Raw genomic sequence first — 19,327 nt, 5'->3', positions numbered from 1 at the left:
GCCCGCGTTCGGAGCGGGAGAGACGGGACCTCGACCTCCCTGCCCCGGATGCGCGCATGATGCAGTTGCTGGCGGCAGCGAAGGCCACCTTCACCAGCAAGGGTTTTGCCGCGACCACGATGGATGACATCGCCGGCGCAGCCGGGATGTCGAAGAAGACGCTCTACAAATTGTTCGAGAGCAAGACCGAGCTATTCCGGGCGATGCTGCTGCGCAGCCTGCCCGAGGCCCATTTCGCAAACCCGCCACTGACAGGTACGCCGCCGACGCAGCTTCGGACAGCGCTCCGGAGAATCGCGGACGTGGCGCTCGCGCCCAGCGAGATCGCGCTGCACCGGCTGATCATCGGTGAACGCCAGGCCTCACCGGACCTCGGCCGCATGTTCGCGGAGGTCATCATGGAGAGCGGCACCGACGACGTTGCAGGCCTGCTCGAAACTGTCAGGCTGGAACCGCGCCTCAAAGGCATGCCGCTCCGCGCCGTCGCCGAAATGCTGCTGGGAATGGTGTTCAGCCACGATCATTTCAGGCTGCTGGCCGACGACGGATTCCGCCTCAACCGCCGCCTGCTGGACAAGCGGATCGATCTTGCGATTGCGATGTTCTGTGCGCCTGAAGAGCCGGCCGGGAAGCCGCGGGCTCAGCGTGACCTCATACCGGATCGATCCCGGAGCTGAGCCGATTCAGCAGCCGAGCTTGTCGGCGATCCCGCCAAAATCCCTGGCGACGATGTCCCAATTGCCGGTGGCCTCGAAGTCCACCTTCTGCAACGGACCGTACTCGGTCGGCCGGGCCACGAAGGCGGTCTTCAGCCCGTTCTTCTGCGCCGCCGCGAGATCGCCATTGTGGGCGGCGACCATCATCACCTCTTCCGGCTTGAGGCACAGAAGACGCGCGGCGCCGAGATAGGTCTCGGGATCGGGCTTGTAGTGCTCGAACAGCTCGGCCGACATGATGAGGTCCCAGGGAAGGCCCGCGAATTTCGCCATGTTGGTGAGCAGCGCGACGTTGCCGTTCGACAGCGGCGCGATCACGAATTTCGTCTTGAGGCGCGTCAATCCGGCGACGCTGTCGGGCCACGGATGCAGACGGTGCCAGCCCTTGGTGAGGTGGTCGAGATCGGCGTCGGTCAGGCCCTTGATCTCGAACTGCGCGACCAGCTTTTCCAGCGAGCGACGATGCAGATCGTCGAGCATGACATAGCCGCGCTCGGGATGCTTGCGCACGTCGTCCATCGAGGCCATGTACATGCCGCGCCAGCCATCGACCAGGGCGGTCCAGTCCGCACTGATGCCGCGGCCCTTCGCCCACCACATGAAATCGGCAATCAGGCTGGTACGCCAGTCCACGACGGTACCGAACACGTCGAAGACGAGGGCTTTGACGGCGGTGAGATCGGATGTCGTGGTCATGCTTGGCTCCGCTGATTTTCCTGCGCCCGGTTGGCTCCGGTCGAGATCGAGAGCTTTAAAGCATGATCCCTTTTATGCAACAATAGCGCTAATCCGTGACGCCAAGCACGTCGAGGACGAGCGTGGTGAACGGTCTCAACCAGTCGGGGTGCAGCGCATCTGCCATGACCGTCGCCGTTGCATATATTTTGCTTGAGGATGCCCGCCTCCCCAATGAGGGGGCTTTGATCGAGACGCTGCGCGTTCGTCATCCCGGTCTGCGGTGGGACCGGTTCCCAGACGCAGCAAGCAACGACATCGACGGTCCAATGTTCATCCGCGTCGGTGATCACCTCATGACCATCCTCTTGATGCCCGCGCCCATGCCATACGATCAGCAGCTTTGGCAGCGCGCCTCATGGGTATGGCCCGAGTCCTTCGACGCCGCAGGCCGCCACCGCCGCGCACCTCGTCGTCTCGACGATGGGCTCTGCCGAAGACAACGCAGAAACCGAAGCGCTCGGGTTCGCTGAGAATTCGCGCCTCACGACGGCCTTTGTCGGCGCCGTGCTTGAAGTACTGCCCGGCTGTCTCGGCGTCGTCTGGGGCGGACAGGTCGCACGCTCGCCCGAAGAGTGGTTGAAGCAATCGCCACGCGCGTTCGATCCCTTTCCAGATCATCCATACGGTTTATGGATGGAAATCGTGCATTACGTGAGCGGCAAGACGATTGGGGCGTACACGTCCGGACTATCCGCATTCGTCGGACGAGAGATCGAATTCGAGGTGGACGGGCTTGACCAACGCGGCGTCACCGTTCGCGTCGCCAACGCTTCGTCCTATTTGATTGCAAATGGCCTCGACCAAAACTTCAAGAGCTGGAAGGCTTACAAGGACGACAATGAGAACGTCGGTGCCTTTCTAATACTCCACCGCAACTCGCGATTTGGAATAGGGCCAGTGGTTTCGTTCTCCTCTCTTCACGATCGAGCTGGAAGGCTCAAGACCTACCCGATCATTCCGGCCTCTATCGCGCGACATCACCCGCTTCTGATCATGTTGAGCCAGGTCGGGCTCTTCGATCCGACCAAGGCTGAAAATCAAATCGAACTACGACCAGATCACTACGTTTCTGAAGTTCGTCTCGATAGCCTGGATGATGGGCTCTCCGGCGAGCTGTCGAAAATTCTTGCAACCGACGGCTATGCCGAGGCAGACACGAACGCGCGACGCGCCCTCGCCCGCGGAGACATCGCATCCGCGAGGTCTTTTCTTCTGCCCTGGGCCGCGGACGTTGGACGGCTCCAACAGGCGGTCCAGCTCGCACTATTCCTGTGCGATGCCTTCATGTTCATGCCGGCGCCGCCTCGCAGCCCCTAGCAACGTGGGATGATGGGATCACCACTCAGGGGCCATCCGCGCGGACGTCCGGCTGCGTCAGCCGCACGACCGCATGCGGAAAGATAGAAGCGTCAGTCCAGATGAAACTTCGCGAGCTCGCGGTGCTCGGCCTTGATGTAGCGCACGGTGCCGGTGACGGAGCGCATCACCACCGTCTCGGTCTCGATCACGCCGTCCTTGCGGAACTTGACGCCCGACAGCAGCGAGCCCGTGGTGACGCCGGTGGCGGCGAACAGACAATCGCCGCGCGCCATGTCCTCGATGCCGTAGATCATCTTGGGATCGTTGACGCCCATCTTGGCGGCGCGCTCGATCTTCTCGCCGGAATCGAGGATCAGGCGGCACTGCATCTGGCCGCCGATGCAGCGCAGCGCCACCGCCGCAAGCACGCCTTCCGGCGCACCGCCGGTGCCGAGATACATGTCGACGCCGGTGTTGTCGGGGTCGGCGCAGTGGATCACGCCGGCGACGTCGCCGTCGGTGATGAGGCGCACGGCCGCGCCGGTCGAGCGCACGCTCTCGATGATGCTGGCATGGCGCGGACGGTCGAGCACGAGCACGGTGATGCCGTCAGGCTGGACACCCTTGGCCTTGGCGAGGCGGCGGACGTTTTCGGCCGGCGTCGCGTCGAGCTCGACGACGCCCTTGGCGTAGCCGGGGCCGATGGCGAGCTTCTGCATGTAGACGTCGGGCGCGTGCAACAGCGTGCCGCCGTCGGCCATCGCCATCGTGGCGATCGAGCCCGGCATGTTCTTGGCGCACAGCGTGGTGCCTTCGAGCGGGTCGACCGCGATGTCGACCTGCGGGCCGGCGTTCATGCCGACCTTCTCGCCGATGAAGAGCATCGGCGCCTCGTCGCGCTCGCCCTCGCCGATCACGATGGTGCCCTCGATCGGCAGCTTGTTGAGCTCGCGCCGCATCGCGTCCACCGCGGCCTGGTCGGCCGCCTTCTCATTGCCATGCCCGCGCAAGCGCGCCGATGACACCGCCGCCCGCTCCGTCACGCGCACGATCTCCAGCGTGAGGATGCGCTCGAGCAACGCTTGCGGCGGGACTGAAATATGGGTCGACATCGGCTAACTCCTTCGAAACGGTTTTGGACGGAAATCTCCGTCCGCATCAACTCGCGACACCTGCGGTTCGTTCGAACCGCAGCCTGCGCTTCACGCTCAGTTCTTCTCGATCCGGATCACCTGCGGCCGCCCGCTGATCACCTTGTCCTTCTGCACGGCAGCGAGCGCACGGCGCACGGCGTCCTCATGCGTGGCATAGGTGATCAGGATGACCGGCACCGGCACCGCCTTGCCGTCGGCGGGCGCAGCGCCGCCATTGGGATGACGCTGCACGATCGACTCGATCGAAATCTTCTGTTCTGCAAGCCGGGTGGCGATCGCGGCCGCCGTGCCCGGGAAATCGCGCGCCAAGAGGCGGATGTAGTAGCCGCCCTCGTGGCGCTCCATCGGCGCCTTTTTCGTGTCGCGAAGTTGCGCGATCGGCCGGCCGAACGGATTGGCACGGATGCCGCGCGCGACGTCGGCGATGTCGGCGACGACGGCCGATGCGGTCGCAGCGCCGCCGGCACCGGGGCCGACCAGCGTGATCGGCGGAATGCCTTCGCCATCGATCGTGACAGCATTGGTGACACCCATCACCTGCGCGATCGAGGAGGATTTGGGAACCATGGTCGGATGCACGCGCTGCTCGATGCCCTTGGCGGTGCGAACGGCAACGCCGAGCAGCTTGAGCCGGTAACCGAGTTCGTCGGCCGCGCGCAGGTCCTCCGGCGCGATGGATGAGATACCTTCGACATACACCGCGCTTTGAGCAACTTTCGTGCCGAAAGCGAGGCTGGCGAGGATCGCGAGCTTCTGCGCGGTATCGTGGCCGTCGACGTCGAAAGACGGGTTGGCCTCGGCATAGCCGAGCCGCTGCGCATCCTTGAGACATTCGGCGAAGGACAGGCCCTCCTGCTCCATCCGGGTCAGGATGTAATTGCAGGTGCCGTTGAGGATGCCATAGACGCGGTTGATGCCGGTTCCCGCGAGACCCTCGCGCAACGTCTTGATGACGGGGATCGCCGCGCCGACGGCTGCCTCGTAATTCAGCGCACCGCCGTGCTTTTCGGCGGCTTTCGCCAGCTTCAGGCCGTGCTTGGCGAGCAGCGCCTTGTTGGCGGTGACGACGGACTTGCCGGCGTTGAGCGCAGCTTCCACCGCGGACAGCGCGGGATCGCCGGCGCCGCCCATCAGCTCGACGAAGCAGTCGATGCCGGGATGCGTGGCCAGCGCCATCGGGTCTTTCGCCCATTCGACACCGCGCAGGTCGATGCTGCGCTTCTTCGCCTTGGAGCGCGCGGTGACGGCGACGACGCGAATGCCGCGGCCGCTGCGGCCCGCGAGCACGCGCGCCTGCGTTTCAATCAAACGGACAACTTCGGCGCCCACGGTGCCGAGCCCCGCTATGCCCACTTTCAGGGGTGCAACCATGATGCCTTGGAAAACCTGTCGAAGAGAACTCAACGCCGATTGGCGAGCGGAACCACGTTGTGCAACGTTTCGATGCCGCTTTCAAGGAAGCGGCGCACGCCGCGGGCGGCCTGCCTGATCCGTTGCTCGTTTTCCACCATGGCGATGCGGACATATCCTTCACCATGCTCGCCGAAGCCGACGCCGGGCGAGACCGCGACCCCGGATTTCTCCACCAGCAGGGTAGCGAACTGCATGCCGCCGACGCTGCGGAAGGCCTCCGGCAACGGCACCCAGGCAAACATCGAAGCCTCCGGCGGCGGAATCTCCCAGCCGGCGCGGCCGAACGATTCGACCAGCGCGTCTCGGCGCTTGCGATAGGTGTCGCGCATCTCCCTGATGCAATCGTCGGGGCCGTTCAGCGCGGCGGTCGCGGCAACCTGCACCGGCGTGAAGGCGCCGTAGTCGAGATAGGATTTGACGCGGGCAAGAGCTGCGATCACGCGCTCATTGCCGACCGCAAAGCCCATGCGCCAGCCGGCCATCGAATAGGTCTTCGACATCGAGGTGAACTCGACGGCGACGTCGATCGCGCCGGGCACCTGGAGCACCGAGGGCGGCGGGTTGCTCTCGTCGAAATAGACCTCGGCGTAAGCGAGGTCGGACAGGATCAGGATCTCGTGCTTCTTCGCGAAGGCGACGAGATCCTTGTAGAAGTCGAGGCTCGCGACATAGGCGGTCGGGTTCGAGGGATAGCAGACGACCAGCGCCAGCGGCTTCGGAATTGAATGGATGATGGCCCGCTCGGCCGCCTCGAAGAACTGCGGCGTCGGCTCCGACGGCACCGAGCGGATCACGCCGCCCGCCATCAGGAAGCCGAACGCATGGATCGGGTAGCTCGGGTTCGGGCAGAGGATCACGTCGCCGGGCGCGGTAATCGCCTGCGCCACGTTGGCAAACCCCTCCTTCGAGCCGAGGGTCGCCACCACCTGGGTGTCGGGATTGAGCTTCACGCCAAAACGACGGTCGTAGTATCCGGCTTGCGCCTTGCGCAGGCCGTTGATGCCGCGGGAGGCCGAGTAGCGGTCGGTGCGCGGCTTGCCGAGCGTCTCCTTGAGCTTCTCCAGCACATGTGGCGGAGCCGGCAGATCCGGATTGCCCATGCCGAGGTCGATGATATCGGCGCCTGCATTCCGCGCGGCCGCCTTGGCCCGGTTGACCTGCTCGAACACATAAGGCGGAAGGCGGCGAATGCGGTAAAATTCTTCCATGGCTCTCTGGGCTCCGGGCAACCGGTCAGGACAGAATCGACAGGCAATGATTTCGATCGGAAAGGCGACTTCCCCCTGCGCAAAAACCACTCAAGATCAAATACTTGGAGCGACTTTCGGCGACAAGGGCTGAACACCTTCGCCCTGACTCTCGGCTGAGTTGACGTCTTTTTAGCACGGAGTGGCGGGGGCGCCAGCGATTACCTTGCGCCGCCTCATTTGGCGTCTTTGGCAGCAACCGCCTGGCGGTCGCGTGCCGCTGCAAGCTCGGCCTCGATTTTGGCGCGCTGATCCGGCGGGATGACCGCCTGATCACGATCCGGCGGCAGATCGTGCACCGGCAGGTAGCTGCCGGGCTCCCGGGCATGGCCTTGCGCATCGGCGGGTGTCATGTCCGCGAGCTGGCTCGAGCAGCCGCCCAGGGCGAACGCCATCATCAGCAACGCGCCGCCAAACGGCAGCTTCCTTTGCAGGTCCCTCAACGCCAACACCTGGGAAATCCCCACTTCGTCCAATGCATGGCTGTCCGGAGCTTAACCCGACAACCTGCCCAAGCTCAAACCATTGCTGCCCACAAATGGTACGAGCGAGAAACTACCCAAGGCCCACTGGTCCAAGACGTGCATCCTGATTGTGACGAAACCAAGAAGCTTTGTCGCAGTGCAGCACATCTTGGAGCGTGTTTAACGCCAAAGATGCCAGCTTCGCGGTGACGAATACGGAATGAATCGTTACTGTTCTGCTCATGAGTACCGCCACGACCGACACACCCAAATCCGAGACGAAGTTCGATGCGGAAGCCTTCGCGATGAATGTCGCGCGGGCGATGGAAAGCGGCGGCAAGGCGCTTGCCGCATACCTGAAGCCGCGCGAGAGCGGCGAGGTGCAGGATCGTCCGCCGGCTGAGCTCACCGAGGTCGTGAAGACCTTCACGTCCGTCGCCGAATACTGGCTGTCGGATACCTCACGCTCGTCCGATCTGCAGACCAAGCTCGCCAAGGACTATCTCGACCTCTGGGGCTCGGCGGCGCGCCGCATGGCCGGTCAGGACGCGCCACCCGCGATCACCCCTCGCCGCGCGACAAGCGCTTTGCCGATCCGGAATGGAAATCGAACCAGTTCTTCGATTTCGTGATGCAGCTCTATCTGCTCACGACCAAATGGGCGCAGGAGCTGGTGCACAACGCCGACGGGCTCGATCCGCAAACCCGCCGCAAGGCGGAGTTCTACATGCAGCAGCTCACCAACGCGCTGTCGCCCTCCAACTTCGTGCTGACCAATCCGGAGGTGCTGCGCGAGACGATGGCGAGCAGCGGCGAGAATCTGGCGCGCGGCCTGACGATGCTGGCCGAGGATATCGCCGCCGGCCACGGCATGCTGAAGATCCGCCAGTCCGATCCGGACAATCTCGTCGTCGGCGTCAACATGGCGACGACGCCGGGCAAGGTGATCTACCAGAACGAGATGATGCAGCTGATCCAGTATGCTCCGACCACGGAGACCGTGCTGCGCACCCCGCTGCTGATCATCCCGCCCTGGATCAACAAGTTCTACATCCTCGATCTCAAGCCGGAGAAATCCTACATCAAGTGGTGCGTCGACCAGGGCATCACCGTGTTCGTGATCTCATGGGTCAATCCCGACAAGCGGCTCGGCAACAAGAGCTGGGAAGACTACATGAAGGAGGGCCCGCTCACGGCGATGGACGTGATCGAAAAGGTCACGGGCGAGATGAAGGTGCACACCGCCGGTTATTGCGTCGGCGGCACCATGCTCGCGACCACGCTGGCCTGGCTCGCCGAGAAGCGCCGCCAGCGCGTGGCGTCCGCGACGTTCTTTGCAGCCCAGGTCGACTTCACCCATGCCGGCGACCTCCTCGTGTTCGTCGACGAGGAGCAGATCTCGTCCCTCGAGCAGGACATGAAGGCATCAGGCGTGCTCGAAGGCTCCAAGATGGCGATGGCCTTCAACATGCTGCGCTCCAACGATCTGATCTGGTCCTACGTCGTCAGCAACTATCTGAAGGGCAAGCAGCCGAGCGCATTCGACCTGCTGCACTGGAATTCCGATGCGACGCGCATGACCGCGTCGAACCATTCCTACTACCTGCGCAACTGCTATCTGGAGAACCGGCTGTCGACCGGGACGATGGTGCTCGACAACACCTTGCTCGACCTCTCCAAGGTCAAGGTCCCCGTCTACAACCTCGCCACCCGCGAGGACCACATCGCGCCGGCGGAGTCGGTGCTGTACGGCTCGCAGTTCTTCGGCGGTCCCGTGAAATACGTGCTGTCCGGCTCGGGCCACATCGCCGGCGTGGTCAACCCGCCGGCGTCGAACAAGTACCAGTACTGGACCAACGACAACATCAGGGACGTCACCGTCGCCGACTGGCTGAAGGGCGCGGTCGAGCACAAGGGCTCGTGGTGGCCGGACTGGCGCGAATGGCTGGGCACGCTCGATCCGGAAGAAGTCCCGGCACGCAGCGTCGGCAGCGATGCCCTGCCCCCGATCGAGGACGCGCCCGGCAGCTATGTCAGGGTTCGCGCATAGCGCAATGGCGCGCGCTTTCGTATAAGCTCACGGCATCGATTTGGAGGACACCGGGTTATGACGCGTGAATTGTTCTGGCTGACACTGACGGTGATCCTGACCGGCATTCTCTGGATTCCCTACACCATCAACCGCTGCCAGATTCTGGGGCTCGGTGGCGCGATGGCCAATCCCTCGCGCGGCGACAAGCCGCAGTCGGAGTGGGCCAACCGCCTGATGTTCGCGCATGACAACGCGGTCGAGAACCTCGTGCTGTTCGCGCCGCTCGTGCTGATCCTGAACGCAATCGACTATTCCACGAAATGGACCGTGCTCGCCTGCGCCGTCTATTTCTGGTCGCGCGTGGCGCACCTGATCGTCTATGCGCTCGGGATCCCGGTGTTCCGCACCTTGGCCTTCACCGTCGGCTTCCTGGCACAGGCCGTGCTGGCGCTGGCGATCTTCAAGATCTTCTAGAGATCAGGCCTTGCGAACGACGAGATTGAGCATATTGGCCGGCGTCTCGTCGAAGCTCTGGATCACGCTGGTTTCGGATGACAGCGTGATCCACGGACCCGCGCTGGCGTAGGTCGCATCGAGCCACTCGGGGGATACATAGCTGTAATAGCGCCCAAGGCTGTCGCGGCCGTCGCTCTCGCCCATCTTGTAGCTCGCATAGAACACGCCTGACGGTTTCAGCGCGCGATGAATTCGCGCGAGGATGCCGGCGAGTTCGTCGCGCGGCACGTGCAGCAGACAGGCGCTTGCCCAGACGCCGTCATAGGCATCGTGCGCCTCGAGCTCGTCAAACCGCATCGCCTCGACGGGATGACCGAGCCGCTGCGACGCGATCTCGGCCATTTCGGGCGAACCGTCGGTGGCCCGCACCGAAAACCCTTCGGCCAGCATCACCGCCGAATGATTGCCGGCGCCGCAGCCGAGTTCGAGGATCGCACCGCCTGGCGGCAGCAGGGCCAGAAAGCCACGCAGCCGCGTCGAGGGCGCTTTCGCCCAGTCCGCGTAGGACTGGGCGTTGCTCCGATAGAATTGCAGGGTCGCATCGTCCACCGCAGCACCTCGTGTCATGGAAACAGCGCGATCTGCTCCAGCCCCGTCGTCTCGGGCAGCCCGAACATCAGGTTCATGTTCTGGATCGCCTGCCCGGCCGAACCCTTCACCAGGTTGTCAAGCGTGGAAATCACGATCGCCCGGTTCTTGATGCGGTCGGCGACGACGCCGATCTGCACGTAGTTGGAGCCGCGGACATTCTGCGTCTGCGGCAGCACGCCCTTCGGCGTGACATGCACGAAGGGCTCGTTGGCATAGGCCTGCTCCAGCGCGGTTCGCAGATCGTCCGGCGTCGCGCCGTTGAGCTTGACGTAGGACGTGCACAGTTCGCCGCGCGCCATCGGAATGAGATGCGGCGTGAAGTTGACCGTCACCGCGGACCCGGCGGCGACGCCGATCTCCTGCTCGATCTCGGGCGCGTGCCGGTGGGTGCCGACCGAATAGGGCGACAGCCCCTCGCCCGCCTCGCTGAACAACGTGTTCTGCTTCAGCCCGCGGCCGGCGCCGGTGAGTCCCGACTTCGCGTCGATGATGATGTCGTCGACGTCGATCAGTTTGGCTTTCGCAAGCGGCACCAGCGCGAGCAGCGCCGCCGTGGGATAACAGCCGGGACAGGCGACCAGCCGTGCCGAAATGATCTTCTCGCGATAGAACTCGGTCAGGCCATAGACCGCTTCGCCCTGCAATTCGAGCGCCCGGTGCTCATGGCCGTACCATTGCGCATAGGTGTTCTTGTCCCGCAGCCTGAAATCGGCGGACATGTCCAGGACCTTGATCTCAGGGTTTGCCTTGAGGACGGCGGCGATGATCTCCTGCGTTGTACCGTGCGGGAGTCCGCAGAACACCGCATCGAGCTTGCTCCAGTCGACCTTTTCCCATTCCACGAGTTTCGGCAGGTCCAGCATGAAGAAATGCGGAAACACTGCGCTCATCGACTTGCCGGCATGGGTGTTGGCTGTCAGCGCGACGATCTCGGCGTGCGGATGCCGCGCCAACAGGCGCACCGCATCGGCCCCGGTGTAACCGGAGGCGCCGAGAATGCCGATCTTCTTCGAGCTCATCACGCGTACCTTTCAGGCGTCATTTGATGGTCTTGCCGGGTCGAAAGTCGCAGCATCGCCTCGTCCAAAGGGGTTGACCTCGCGAGCATCAGCTATTCCTCAGCCAGCCCAAGCATCAGCCGCATGTTCTGCACGGCCGCACCCGAGGCGCCCTTGCCGAGATTGTCCAGCCGGGCGACCAGCACGGCCTGGTGATATTTGTCGCTGGCGAAGACGTAGAGCTCGAGCATGTTGGTCTCATTGAGTGCCTCCGGCTCGATCCGCCCGCCCTTCGACGCTTCGTTCTGCAGCGGCATCACCGAGACGTATTTCGAGCCGGCGTAGCGCTTTGCCAGCGCGGCCTGGAGATCCGCACCGCTGGGTTTGCCCGGCAGCGTGTCGAGTTGCAGCGGGATCGAGACCAGCATGCCCTGCCGGTAGTTGCCGACGGAGGGGACGAAGATCGGCCGCCGCGTCAGGTTCGAATAGAGCTGCATCTCCGGCAGATGCTTGTGCTCGAAGCCGAGGCCGTAGAGTTCGAAGGACGGCGCGCTGCCGTCTTCAAAGCTTGCGATCATGGACTTGCCACCACCTGAATAGCCGCTCACCGCGTTGACGGTGACGGGATAGTCGGGGGGCAGCAGGCCGGCATCGACGATCGGCCGCAGCAATGCGATCGCGCCGGTCGGATAGCAGCCGGGATTGGAAACCTTTTTCGCGGCCTTGATTTTGCTGGCCTGGTCCGGCGTCAGCTCGGGAAAGCCGTAGGCCCAGTCGGGCGCGACCCGGTAGGCGGTCGAGGCGTCTAGCACCTTCGGGCTCGATGAGCCCATGCTGTCGATCAGCGCGACCGTTTCCCTGGCGGCGTCGTCCGGCAGGCAGAGGATGACGAGATCCACCTCCTCCATCAGCGCCTTCTTGGCTGCGGGGTCCTTGCGCTTGTCGTCGGGAAGCGCCTTCACCACGACGTCACCCTGCAGCTTCAGCCGCTCGTTGATGCCGAGGCCGGTGGTGCCGGAGCCGCCATCGACGAAGACGGAGGCGGGCTTTTTCGCCGCGCCGGAGGTCGGGGCTTTCGTGGTCTCGGCAACGCTCATGGCACGCTCCTTTCGAGCTTGTTGGTTTCGTTCGCGAAGGCTTCGGGCCTCACATCCTGCATCAATTGTGCGATGTCCCTGGCGTCGGCATGGGCTTGCGCGCCGAGCGCATTGGCGATCGCCGTGTAGTCGGCGTCGGATTTGTGCTGGTTGAGCTTGAAGCTGCCTTCGACCTCTTCGACCGTCATGACCAGACCCACGATCCCCTTCTTCAGCGCCTCTAGCCGGCCCGCCGTCATCTTGCCCGACGTCCAGGGCTTCTTCGGCAACAGCCAGTTCTCGAACTTGTCGCTGAGTGTGTCGATCTGAAGCACCAGTTCCTCGTCAGACAACAAGCGCACCGGCCCGGTCAGATGCACCGACTGGTACAGCCAGGTCGGCACCTGATCCGGCGAGACGTACCAGTCGGGCGACACATAGGCATCGGGGCCATTGACCGCGAGCAGCCAGGACGTCGTCCCGTCCGCCAGCTTTAGCAGCGGATTGTGACGGGCGACATGAAAGGCGGCCTGCGGCGTGCCGTCATCGGCATAGGTCAGGTAGAACGGCAGCGGCGAGGCGATGGGCTTGTGGCCGTCAAAGGCGCACATGGTGCCGAAGCCGCGCTCCTCGGCGAATTTCAGGCTCGCGGCGCGGTCGGGCTTGAAAAAGGGTGGCGTGTACATCGTGGTCTCCTGCTGGGCCTTCTTGGGGGCCGCCGGATCAGATCGCGCTGACAGGAGAGAGAATGCCGCGGATCGGATCCAGCGGCAAAGACGATGATCTCAAACGCGATCGACCGCCCAAACCGCAAAAGAGCGGCGGCGGCGACGGGCGAACAGAATGGTCGCGGCGTTGATCATGGCGCGCGGCTATAAGGCCAGTCGCTGTTCCCGTCAAGGTTCAAGGCGTCAGACCACCCGCCAGATCCACTCCATGACCTTTGCGATCACGTCGCCGAACAGCAGCAACGCCGCAGACCACACCAGGGCCGAGATGAAATTGGCGGCCTGGAAACGCCAATAGGGCATCTCGAAAATGCCCGCAGCCAGCGGCACCGAGGCGCGCAACGGGCCGAAGAAGCGGCCGATGAAAATACTTGGCACGCCCCAGCTGCGCACGAAGGCCTCGCCCCTCGGCAGGATTTCCGGATAGCGCGAGAGCGGCCACATCTGCGCGACCTTCTCCTTGTAGCGATAGCCGAACCAGTAGGAGACCCAGTCGCCGAGCGCAGCGCCAAGCCCGCCGGCAATCCAGACGGGATAGAAGCTGATGCCGCTGACGCCGATCAGCGCGCCGATGGCGACCAGAGCCCCCACGCCGGAATCAGCAGCGAGATGAACGCCAGTGACTCCCCGAACGCCAGCAGGAACACGACCGGAGCCGCCCAAGCCTGGTGAGCACGCACGAAGTCGGCCAGTGCGTGCGCATACTGCTCCATTCCAGATCGCCTTCCCGCCCCGTCACAGGTTCCCACTCGATGGAAAAGACTGGTAAGCCAAGGGCTTGTGTGACATCAAGTCACAAAGTCCGGCCCAGACCGGACAAGGTGTCAAATTGCCGGGAATTGCTGAGCCTCCGGCGTAAAATCGCCGGCATTGCTCCCCAACCACACCCCCGGCCGACCTGCGGTGACCTTTCCAAGCCAGCCGTGCCATAGTCGGCCCAACCGATTCGCCGCCTACGCGGCCTTCAAAGCACATCAGAATACATGTCCAAACAATTGAAGCCTAAAGCAAAAGACGATTTCTTCGGCGCAGACGAGCCGAAGGCCAAGGCGCCCGCCAAGGGCGCTTCACGCCCGAGCGGGGCGGAAGCCGACTACACCGCGGCCGACATCGAGGTGCTCGAAGGCCTGGAACCCGTCCGGCGCCGGCCCGGCATGTATATCGGCGGCACCGACGAGAAGGCGCTGCATCATCTCTTCGCCGAAGTGATCGACAACTCGATGGACGAGGCGCTCGCGGGGCATGCGACCTTCATCGGGGTCGAGCTCAGCGCCGACGGGTTCCTGACTGTCACCGACAACGGCCGCGGTATCCCGATCGATCCGCATCCCAAATTCCCCAAGAAGTCGGCGCTCGAAGTCATCATGTGCACGCTGCATTCGGGCGGCAAGTTCGACAGCAAGGTCTACGAGACCTCGGGCGGCCTGCACGGCGTCGGCATCTCCGTGGTGAACGCCCTCTCCTCGTTGCTCGAGGTCGAGGTCGCGCGCAGCCAGCAACTGTACCGCATGACGTTCGAGCGCGGCCATCCGAAGGGCAAGCTCGAGAATCTCGGCAAGATCAACAATCGCCGCGGCACGCGCGTGCGCTTCAAGCCTGATACCGACATCTTCGGCGCCAAGGCCGCCTTCAAGCCGCAGCGCCTGTTCAAGATGACGCGCTCGAAGGCCTATCTGTTCGGCGGCGTCGAGATTCGCTGGAATTGCGCGCCCGAGCTGCTCAAGGGCGTCGACGACGTGCCGGCGGAAGCGACCTTCCACTTCCCGGGCGGGCTGAAGGATTATCTCGCCGCGGCGATCCATGCCGACACGCTGGTGCATCCCGACATCTTCTCCGGCAAATCGGGGCGCAACGGCGCACATGGCGCCTGCGAATGGGCCGTGGCCTGGACTGCGGATGCCGACGGGTTCCTGTCCTCCTACACCAACACGGTGCCGACGCCCGATGGCGGCACGCATGAATCGGGCCTGCGTAGCGCGCTGTTGCGCGGCCTGAAGGATCACGCCGAGCGCGTCGGCCAGGGCAAGCGCGCCTCGTCCATCACGTCCGAAGACGTCATGGTCGGTGCCGCCGTGATGCTCTCGGTGTTCGTGCGCGAGCCTGAATTCCAGGGCCAGACCAAGGATCGTCTCGCCACCGCCGAAGCGCAGCGCATCGTCGAACAGGCGATGAAGGATCCGTTCGACCATTGGCTGTCGGGCAATCCGAACATGGCCAACCGGCTGCTCGACTTCGTGATCGACCGCGCCGAGGACCGGCTGCGCCGCCGCCAGGAAAAGGAGACCGCGCGCAAGACCGCCGGCAAGAAGCTGCGGTTGCCCGGCAAGCTTGCCGACTGCACCGATGCCGGCACCGAGGGCTCCGAGCTCTTCATCGTCGAGGGTGACTCGGCCGGCGGCAGCGCCAAGCAGGCGCGCGACCGCAAGACGCAAGCCGTGCTGCCGCTGCGCGGCAAGATCCTCAACGTCGCCTCCGCCGGCAAGGACAAGCTGACGGCGAACGCCCAGCTGTCCGACCTCGTGCAGGCCATCGGCTGCGGCCAGCTCGCGCAGTATCGCGAAGAGGATCTGCGCTACCAGCGCATCATCATCATGACCGACGCCGACGTCGACGGCGCCCACATCGCCTCGCTGCTGATCACGTTCTTCTACCGGCAGATGCCGCGGCTGATCGACGAGGGCCACCTCTTCCTCGCGGTGCCGCCGCTCTACAAGCTCACGCACGGCACCAAGTCGGTCTACGCCCGCGACGACAAGCACAAGGAAGAGCTGATCAAGAGCGCGTTCAACGCCAACGCCAAGGTCGAGGTGAACCGGTTCAAAGGCCTCGGCGAGATGATGCCGGCGCAACTGAAGGAAACCACCATGGATCCGGCCAAGCGGACCATGCTGAAGGTGGTCCTGCTCGCCGACGACCGCGACACGACGGCGGATTCAGTGGAGCGGCTGATGGGCACCAAGGCCGAGGCCCGCTTCGCCTTCATCACGGACAAGGCCGAATTCGCCAATGACGACCTGCTTGACGTCTGATGCGGCAATGTACTGACGCGGACAAGGCCCCGGTGTTCGCCGGGGCCTTTTCATTTTCCGATCGATTCGCGACTCGGCCAACGACTCCGGCCGTCGAGGCAGAGGCAAAATTACCTCCGCTTTGGACAAAGGCGACTTTCCTAACGAAATCTTACCGAAGCCGACACATCAGATATCGTTGTAACCTATTATAATATCTCACCTTTATTGAAATTTGGCGATGAGCCCCGAAGACCGTGCCGGCTGGCGTTTTCGGCCAGGTGTGCCTGCCCTGCAACAGCATTTCGGCGAGAACCGTCTATATTCGGGGCATCAGTTGAAACGAACTCCAGTGCGCTCGCGCTGCTACAGACCAAGGTTGGGGATTTATCATGAAGAAGATTTTGCTGGCTCTGACCGCGGTTGCGGCAATGACTGGTTCGGCCTCGGCTGCTGACTTGGCCGCCCGCCCCTACGTGAAGGCCCCGATGGCAGCTCCGGTTGCCAACTGGACCGGCTTCTACATCTTCGGTGGCGCTGGCGGTGGCCTCTCGAATGCCGACCAGCACGTCCGCGACACCCTCACCGGCACCCCGCTGACGATCGATCAGCGTCAGGGCGGTTCGGGCTGGTTCGGCACCGTCGGTCTCGGTTACGACTGGCAGTTCAACAGCACCTGGGTTGCCGGCGTGTTCGCCGACGGTCAGTTCGGTAGCATCCGCGCCACGATCCAGGATCCGATCTTCGGCATCACTGGCTCGCAGAAGCTGGAAGACTCCTGGGCCGCCGGTGTCCGCCTCGGCTGGCTGGTTGCCCCGAACGTTCTCTCCTACGTCAACGGCGGTTACTCCGGCGCTCACTTCGGCCAGACCAACTTCCAGACGCTGGCCGGCACTCCTGCTGGTGCCCACCTCAACAGCTACAATCGCAACGGCTGGTTCATCGGCGGCGGCGTCGAGAACAACCTGAACATCTTCGGCATCCAGTCGCCCGGCTGGTTCATGAAGACCGAATATCGTTCGGCCTTCTACAACGCCAAGACGCAGGATGAGCTGATCGACGGCACCAACCTGCCGACCGGCAACAGCATCCGTGCCAACAGCTGGAACCAGACCATCTCGACCTCGCTGGTCTACCGCTTCAACTGGACCGGTCCGGTCGTCGCCAAGTACTGATTTTCAAGTACTGAGCTGACCAAGACTGATCAGAACGCAAGTTCAGACGTCAAAGCCCCGGCATCGTCCGGGGCTTTTTCGTTGTGAGCTGTCATTTGCTGACGGACGCCCTCACCCTGCTGCACGTGCCCCCACGCCGAGCGCCACCGCGCGACTGCTCCTCGCGAGAGCAGACGCATTGTGCCGGCGGCGCCATTGTATCCCAACCGAAGCTGCGGCTACTGTGCCCGCCAAGTGATCGCAGGCCCATGGCGATCGTTCATGCCGCGGGCCGCGACAGAACCAGACCAACGGGGAGGATCGCATGCGCAGATTTCTGCTTGTCGCAGGCTTGTTTGCCCTCGCCGTCGGGCTGCTCTGGATCGGACAGGGCACGGGCACCATCGCCTGGCCGCGATCGAGCTTCATGGTCAACGAACTGCAATGGGCCGGCTATGGCGCGGCCATGGCGGGCTTCGGGCTGGTCCTGATCTGGCAAAGCAACCAATAGAAGAAACCAGGAAGTGAAAGCATGACATCCAACCGGTTCGATCTCCGCGGCAAAGTCGCAATCGTCACAGGGGAAATGGCGGCATCGGGCTTGGCCTGGCGCACGGACTCGCCGACGCCGGCGCCGATATCGCCGTGGTCGGACGCAATGAAGCCAAATCGGCCGCCGCGGTTGCCGACCTCAAGGCGCGCGGCGTGAAGGCGATTGCCGTCACCACCGACGTCACCGACAAGGCGGCCATCGCCGCGATGGTCGAGCGTGTCGTCGAGGATCTCGGCCGCATCGACATCCTCATCAACAATGCCGGCATGAGCATCCGCAAGCCGCCGCACGAGCTCGAGCTCGACGAATGGAACACGGTGATCAAGACCAACCTCACCAGCGCATTCCTGTGCTCGAAGCTGGCCTATCCGGCGCTGAAGGCGTCGGGCAACGGCAAGGTCATCAACATCGGCTCGATGATGTCGATCTTCGGTGCGAGCTTCGCCACCGCCTATGCGGCCAGCAAGGGCGGCATCGTGCAGTACACGCGCGCCTGCGCCAATGCCTGGGCGCCCGACAACATCCAGGTCAACGCCATCCTGCCGGGCTGGATCGACACCGACCTCACCCGCGGCGCGCGCAAGCAGGTCTCGGGCCTGCACGAGCGCGTGCTGGCACGCACGCCCGCCGGGCGCTGGGGTGACATCGACGACTTCGCGGGCATCGCCGTCTTCCTCGCCTCGCCCGCCTCGAACTTCGTCACGGGCACCGCGATTCCCGTCGACGGCGGGTTCTCGGTGATGGCGTAGAGCCATCCAGCACGCGCTGAACCTGCGCGCAAAAAGAAGCCCCGGGCGAAGCCGGGGCTTTTGAATTTGGGTCGTGATCGTTTCTTGTCGCTTGCTTGGTCGTTTCTTGACGCGCTCAGTAACGGCCGATGACCGGTCCATCGAACTTGTAGCTCGCACGGACGACGGCCCACTGGATGTCGCGCGGCTTGGCATCGAAGGTGTAGCTGCCGGAGGTGCCGCCGAGCTGATAGGTCTGGCTGCCGAAGGCCGCGTAGTTGTATTCGAGGCCGACGATCCAGTTGCGGGTGATGCCGTATTCCCAACCGGCGCCGACGGTCCAGCCGTTGGCCCAGTGGGTCTGACCGCCCGAGCCCGTCGCCACACCGACAGTGTCGGTGACAGACAGGCGGTTGTTCACGCCGGCATAGCCGCCCTTGATGTAGAACAGGTTGTTCTGCACGGCAAAGCCGGCACGACCGACGACGGTCGCGAGCACATTTGCGCGCCAGCTGAACTGGTCGTCGAGGCCAGCGCCAAACACGGTGTTCGTGAACGAGCCCTTGTTGTCGAGGCCGGAGATCGTGCCCTCCATGCCGAACACGTAGTTGTTGGCCTGCCAGTTGTAGCCGATCTGGGCGCCGCCCATGATGCCCGATTTGCGTTGACGGAAGCCCTCGCCCGGACCGAGATCGCCGAAGGGCGTCGTGTTTCCGCTGTTGATGAACTGCTCGTTGGTCCAGGCGCCGCCGATATGGCCGCCGACATAGAAACCGGTCCAGTTGAACAGTGGCTCGACATAAGCCGGCGCCTTCGTGTAGCGCGCACCGAGATCGGCGGCGGAGGCAGCACCGGCCGAAACCAGAGCGGTCGTGCAGGCGAAGGCGGCAATCAACTTGTTACGCATGGTAC

16 protein-coding genes and 3 pseudogenes are annotated in these 19,327 nt (G+C 63.7%); 8 read left to right on the top strand and 11 right to left on the bottom strand.

The annotated features are described in order from the left end of the window. Positions 1-56 precede the first annotated feature (56 nt). Positions 57-677, top strand: a complete 621-nt coding sequence (locus ACQ86E_RS30065; protein WP_431203049.1) for a TetR/AcrR family transcriptional regulator — start codon at positions 57-59, stop codon at positions 675-677. A 6-nt stretch (positions 678-683) separates the two neighbouring features. On the opposite strand, the gene ACQ86E_RS30060 is transcribed toward ACQ86E_RS30065, so the two are convergent. Continuing rightward, a complete protein-coding gene (locus ACQ86E_RS30060) occupies positions 684-1,412 on the bottom strand; it encodes a haloacid dehalogenase type II (RefSeq protein ID WP_431203048.1) in 729 nt (242 codons plus the stop codon). Between the two features lie 462 nt (positions 1,413-1,874). On the opposite strand from ACQ86E_RS30060, the gene ACQ86E_RS30055 reads away from it, so the two are divergent. After that, positions 1,875-2,771 (top strand): hypothetical protein, encoded by an 897-nt coding sequence (locus ACQ86E_RS30055; RefSeq protein WP_431203047.1) that lies wholly within the window; start codon positions 1,875-1,877, stop codon positions 2,769-2,771. Between the two features lie 92 nt (positions 2,772-2,863). Here ACQ86E_RS30055 and glpX read toward each other — a convergent pair whose 3' ends face one another. The 4 genes from glpX to ACQ86E_RS30035 form a co-directional block, all read right to left on the bottom strand. Further along, positions 2,864-3,865, bottom strand: a complete 1,002-nt coding sequence (gene glpX / locus ACQ86E_RS30050) for a class II fructose-bisphosphatase (RefSeq protein ID WP_015686400.1) — start codon at positions 3,863-3,865, stop codon at positions 2,864-2,866. Positions 3,866-3,961: 96 nt separating this feature from the next. Next, positions 3,962-5,278, bottom strand: coding sequence for a homoserine dehydrogenase (locus ACQ86E_RS30045; RefSeq protein ID WP_431203046.1), 1,317 nt, complete (start codon positions 5,276-5,278; stop codon positions 3,962-3,964). Positions 5,279-5,307: 29 nt separating this feature from the next. Beyond that, a complete protein-coding gene (locus ACQ86E_RS30040; RefSeq protein ID WP_431203045.1) occupies positions 5,308-6,528 on the bottom strand; it encodes an LL-diaminopimelate aminotransferase in 1,221 nt (406 codons plus the stop codon). Positions 6,529-6,743: 215 nt separating this feature from the next. Continuing rightward, on the bottom strand, positions 6,744-7,019 hold the full coding sequence (locus ACQ86E_RS30035; RefSeq protein WP_431206598.1) for a hypothetical protein: 276 nt from the start codon (positions 7,017-7,019) through the stop codon (positions 6,744-6,746). 254 nt (positions 7,020-7,273) lie between these two features. On the opposite strand from ACQ86E_RS30035, the pseudogene ACQ86E_RS30030 reads away from it, so the two are divergent. Both ACQ86E_RS30030 and ACQ86E_RS30025 read left to right on the top strand, forming a co-directional pair. Continuing rightward, positions 7,274-9,081: pseudogene (locus ACQ86E_RS30030) on the top strand (PHA/PHB synthase family protein). Between the two features lie 57 nt (positions 9,082-9,138). After that, positions 9,139-9,537, top strand: coding sequence for an MAPEG family protein (locus ACQ86E_RS30025; protein ID WP_431203044.1), 399 nt, complete (start codon positions 9,139-9,141; stop codon positions 9,535-9,537). Between the two features lie 3 nt (positions 9,538-9,540). On the opposite strand, the gene ACQ86E_RS30020 is transcribed toward ACQ86E_RS30025, so the two are convergent. From ACQ86E_RS30020 to ACQ86E_RS30000, 5 genes and pseudogenes are all read right to left on the bottom strand, one after another. Beyond that, positions 9,541-10,128 carry a class I SAM-dependent methyltransferase gene (locus ACQ86E_RS30020; RefSeq protein ID WP_431203043.1) on the bottom strand — a complete coding sequence of 196 codons (588 nt, stop codon included), beginning with the start codon at positions 10,126-10,128 and terminating at the stop codon, positions 9,541-9,543. 14 nt (positions 10,129-10,142) lie between these two features. Then, a complete protein-coding gene (gene argC, locus ACQ86E_RS30015; RefSeq protein ID WP_431203042.1) occupies positions 10,143-11,189 on the bottom strand; it encodes an N-acetyl-gamma-glutamyl-phosphate reductase in 1,047 nt (348 codons plus the stop codon). A gap of 92 nt (positions 11,190-11,281) precedes the next feature. Further along, positions 11,282-12,265, bottom strand: a complete 984-nt coding sequence (gene argC / locus ACQ86E_RS30010) for an N-acetyl-gamma-glutamyl-phosphate reductase (protein ID WP_431203041.1) — start codon at positions 12,263-12,265, stop codon at positions 11,282-11,284. Beyond that, positions 12,262-12,930, bottom strand: a complete 669-nt coding sequence (locus ACQ86E_RS30005) for an FMN-binding negative transcriptional regulator (protein WP_431203040.1) — start codon at positions 12,928-12,930, stop codon at positions 12,262-12,264. The genes argC (ACQ86E_RS30010) and ACQ86E_RS30005 overlap by 4 nt, the downstream gene beginning before the upstream one ends. 225 nt (positions 12,931-13,155) lie before the next feature. Continuing rightward, positions 13,156-13,685: pseudogene (locus tag ACQ86E_RS30000) on the bottom strand (DedA family protein). A 270-nt stretch (positions 13,686-13,955) separates the two neighbouring features. Between ACQ86E_RS30000 and parE the strand changes: the two are divergent. The 4 genes and pseudogenes from parE (at position 13,956) to ACQ86E_RS29980 (ending at position 18,436) form a co-directional block, all read left to right on the top strand. Further along, positions 13,956-16,001, top strand: a complete 2,046-nt coding sequence (parE, locus tag ACQ86E_RS29995) for a DNA topoisomerase IV subunit B (RefSeq protein WP_431203039.1) — start codon at positions 13,956-13,958, stop codon at positions 15,999-16,001. A 371-nt stretch (positions 16,002-16,372) separates the two neighbouring features. Further along, positions 16,373-17,155: an outer membrane protein gene (locus ACQ86E_RS29990; RefSeq protein WP_431203038.1), complete on the top strand. Its 783-nt coding sequence runs from the start codon at positions 16,373-16,375 to the stop codon at positions 17,153-17,155. Positions 17,156-17,459: 304 nt separating this feature from the next. After that, positions 17,460-17,645 (top strand): hypothetical protein, encoded by a 186-nt coding sequence (locus ACQ86E_RS29985; RefSeq protein ID WP_015686413.1) that lies wholly within the window; start codon positions 17,460-17,462, stop codon positions 17,643-17,645. A gap of 21 nt (positions 17,646-17,666) precedes the next feature. Beyond that, positions 17,667-18,436, top strand: a pseudogene (locus tag ACQ86E_RS29980) (SDR family NAD(P)-dependent oxidoreductase). A gap of 115 nt (positions 18,437-18,551) precedes the next feature. Here ACQ86E_RS29980 and ACQ86E_RS29975 read toward each other — a convergent pair. Beyond that, positions 18,552-19,322, bottom strand: a complete 771-nt coding sequence (locus tag ACQ86E_RS29975; RefSeq protein WP_431203037.1) for an outer membrane protein — start codon at positions 19,320-19,322, stop codon at positions 18,552-18,554. Positions 19,323-19,327 lie beyond the last annotated feature (5 nt).

Source organism: Bradyrhizobium betae (assembly GCF_050632175.1).
Lineage (GTDB): Bacteria > Pseudomonadota > Alphaproteobacteria > Rhizobiales > Xanthobacteraceae > Bradyrhizobium > Bradyrhizobium betae_B.
The sequence above is the reverse complement of the archived record's forward strand: the minus strand, read 5'-3'. Positions and strand labels throughout refer to the sequence as shown.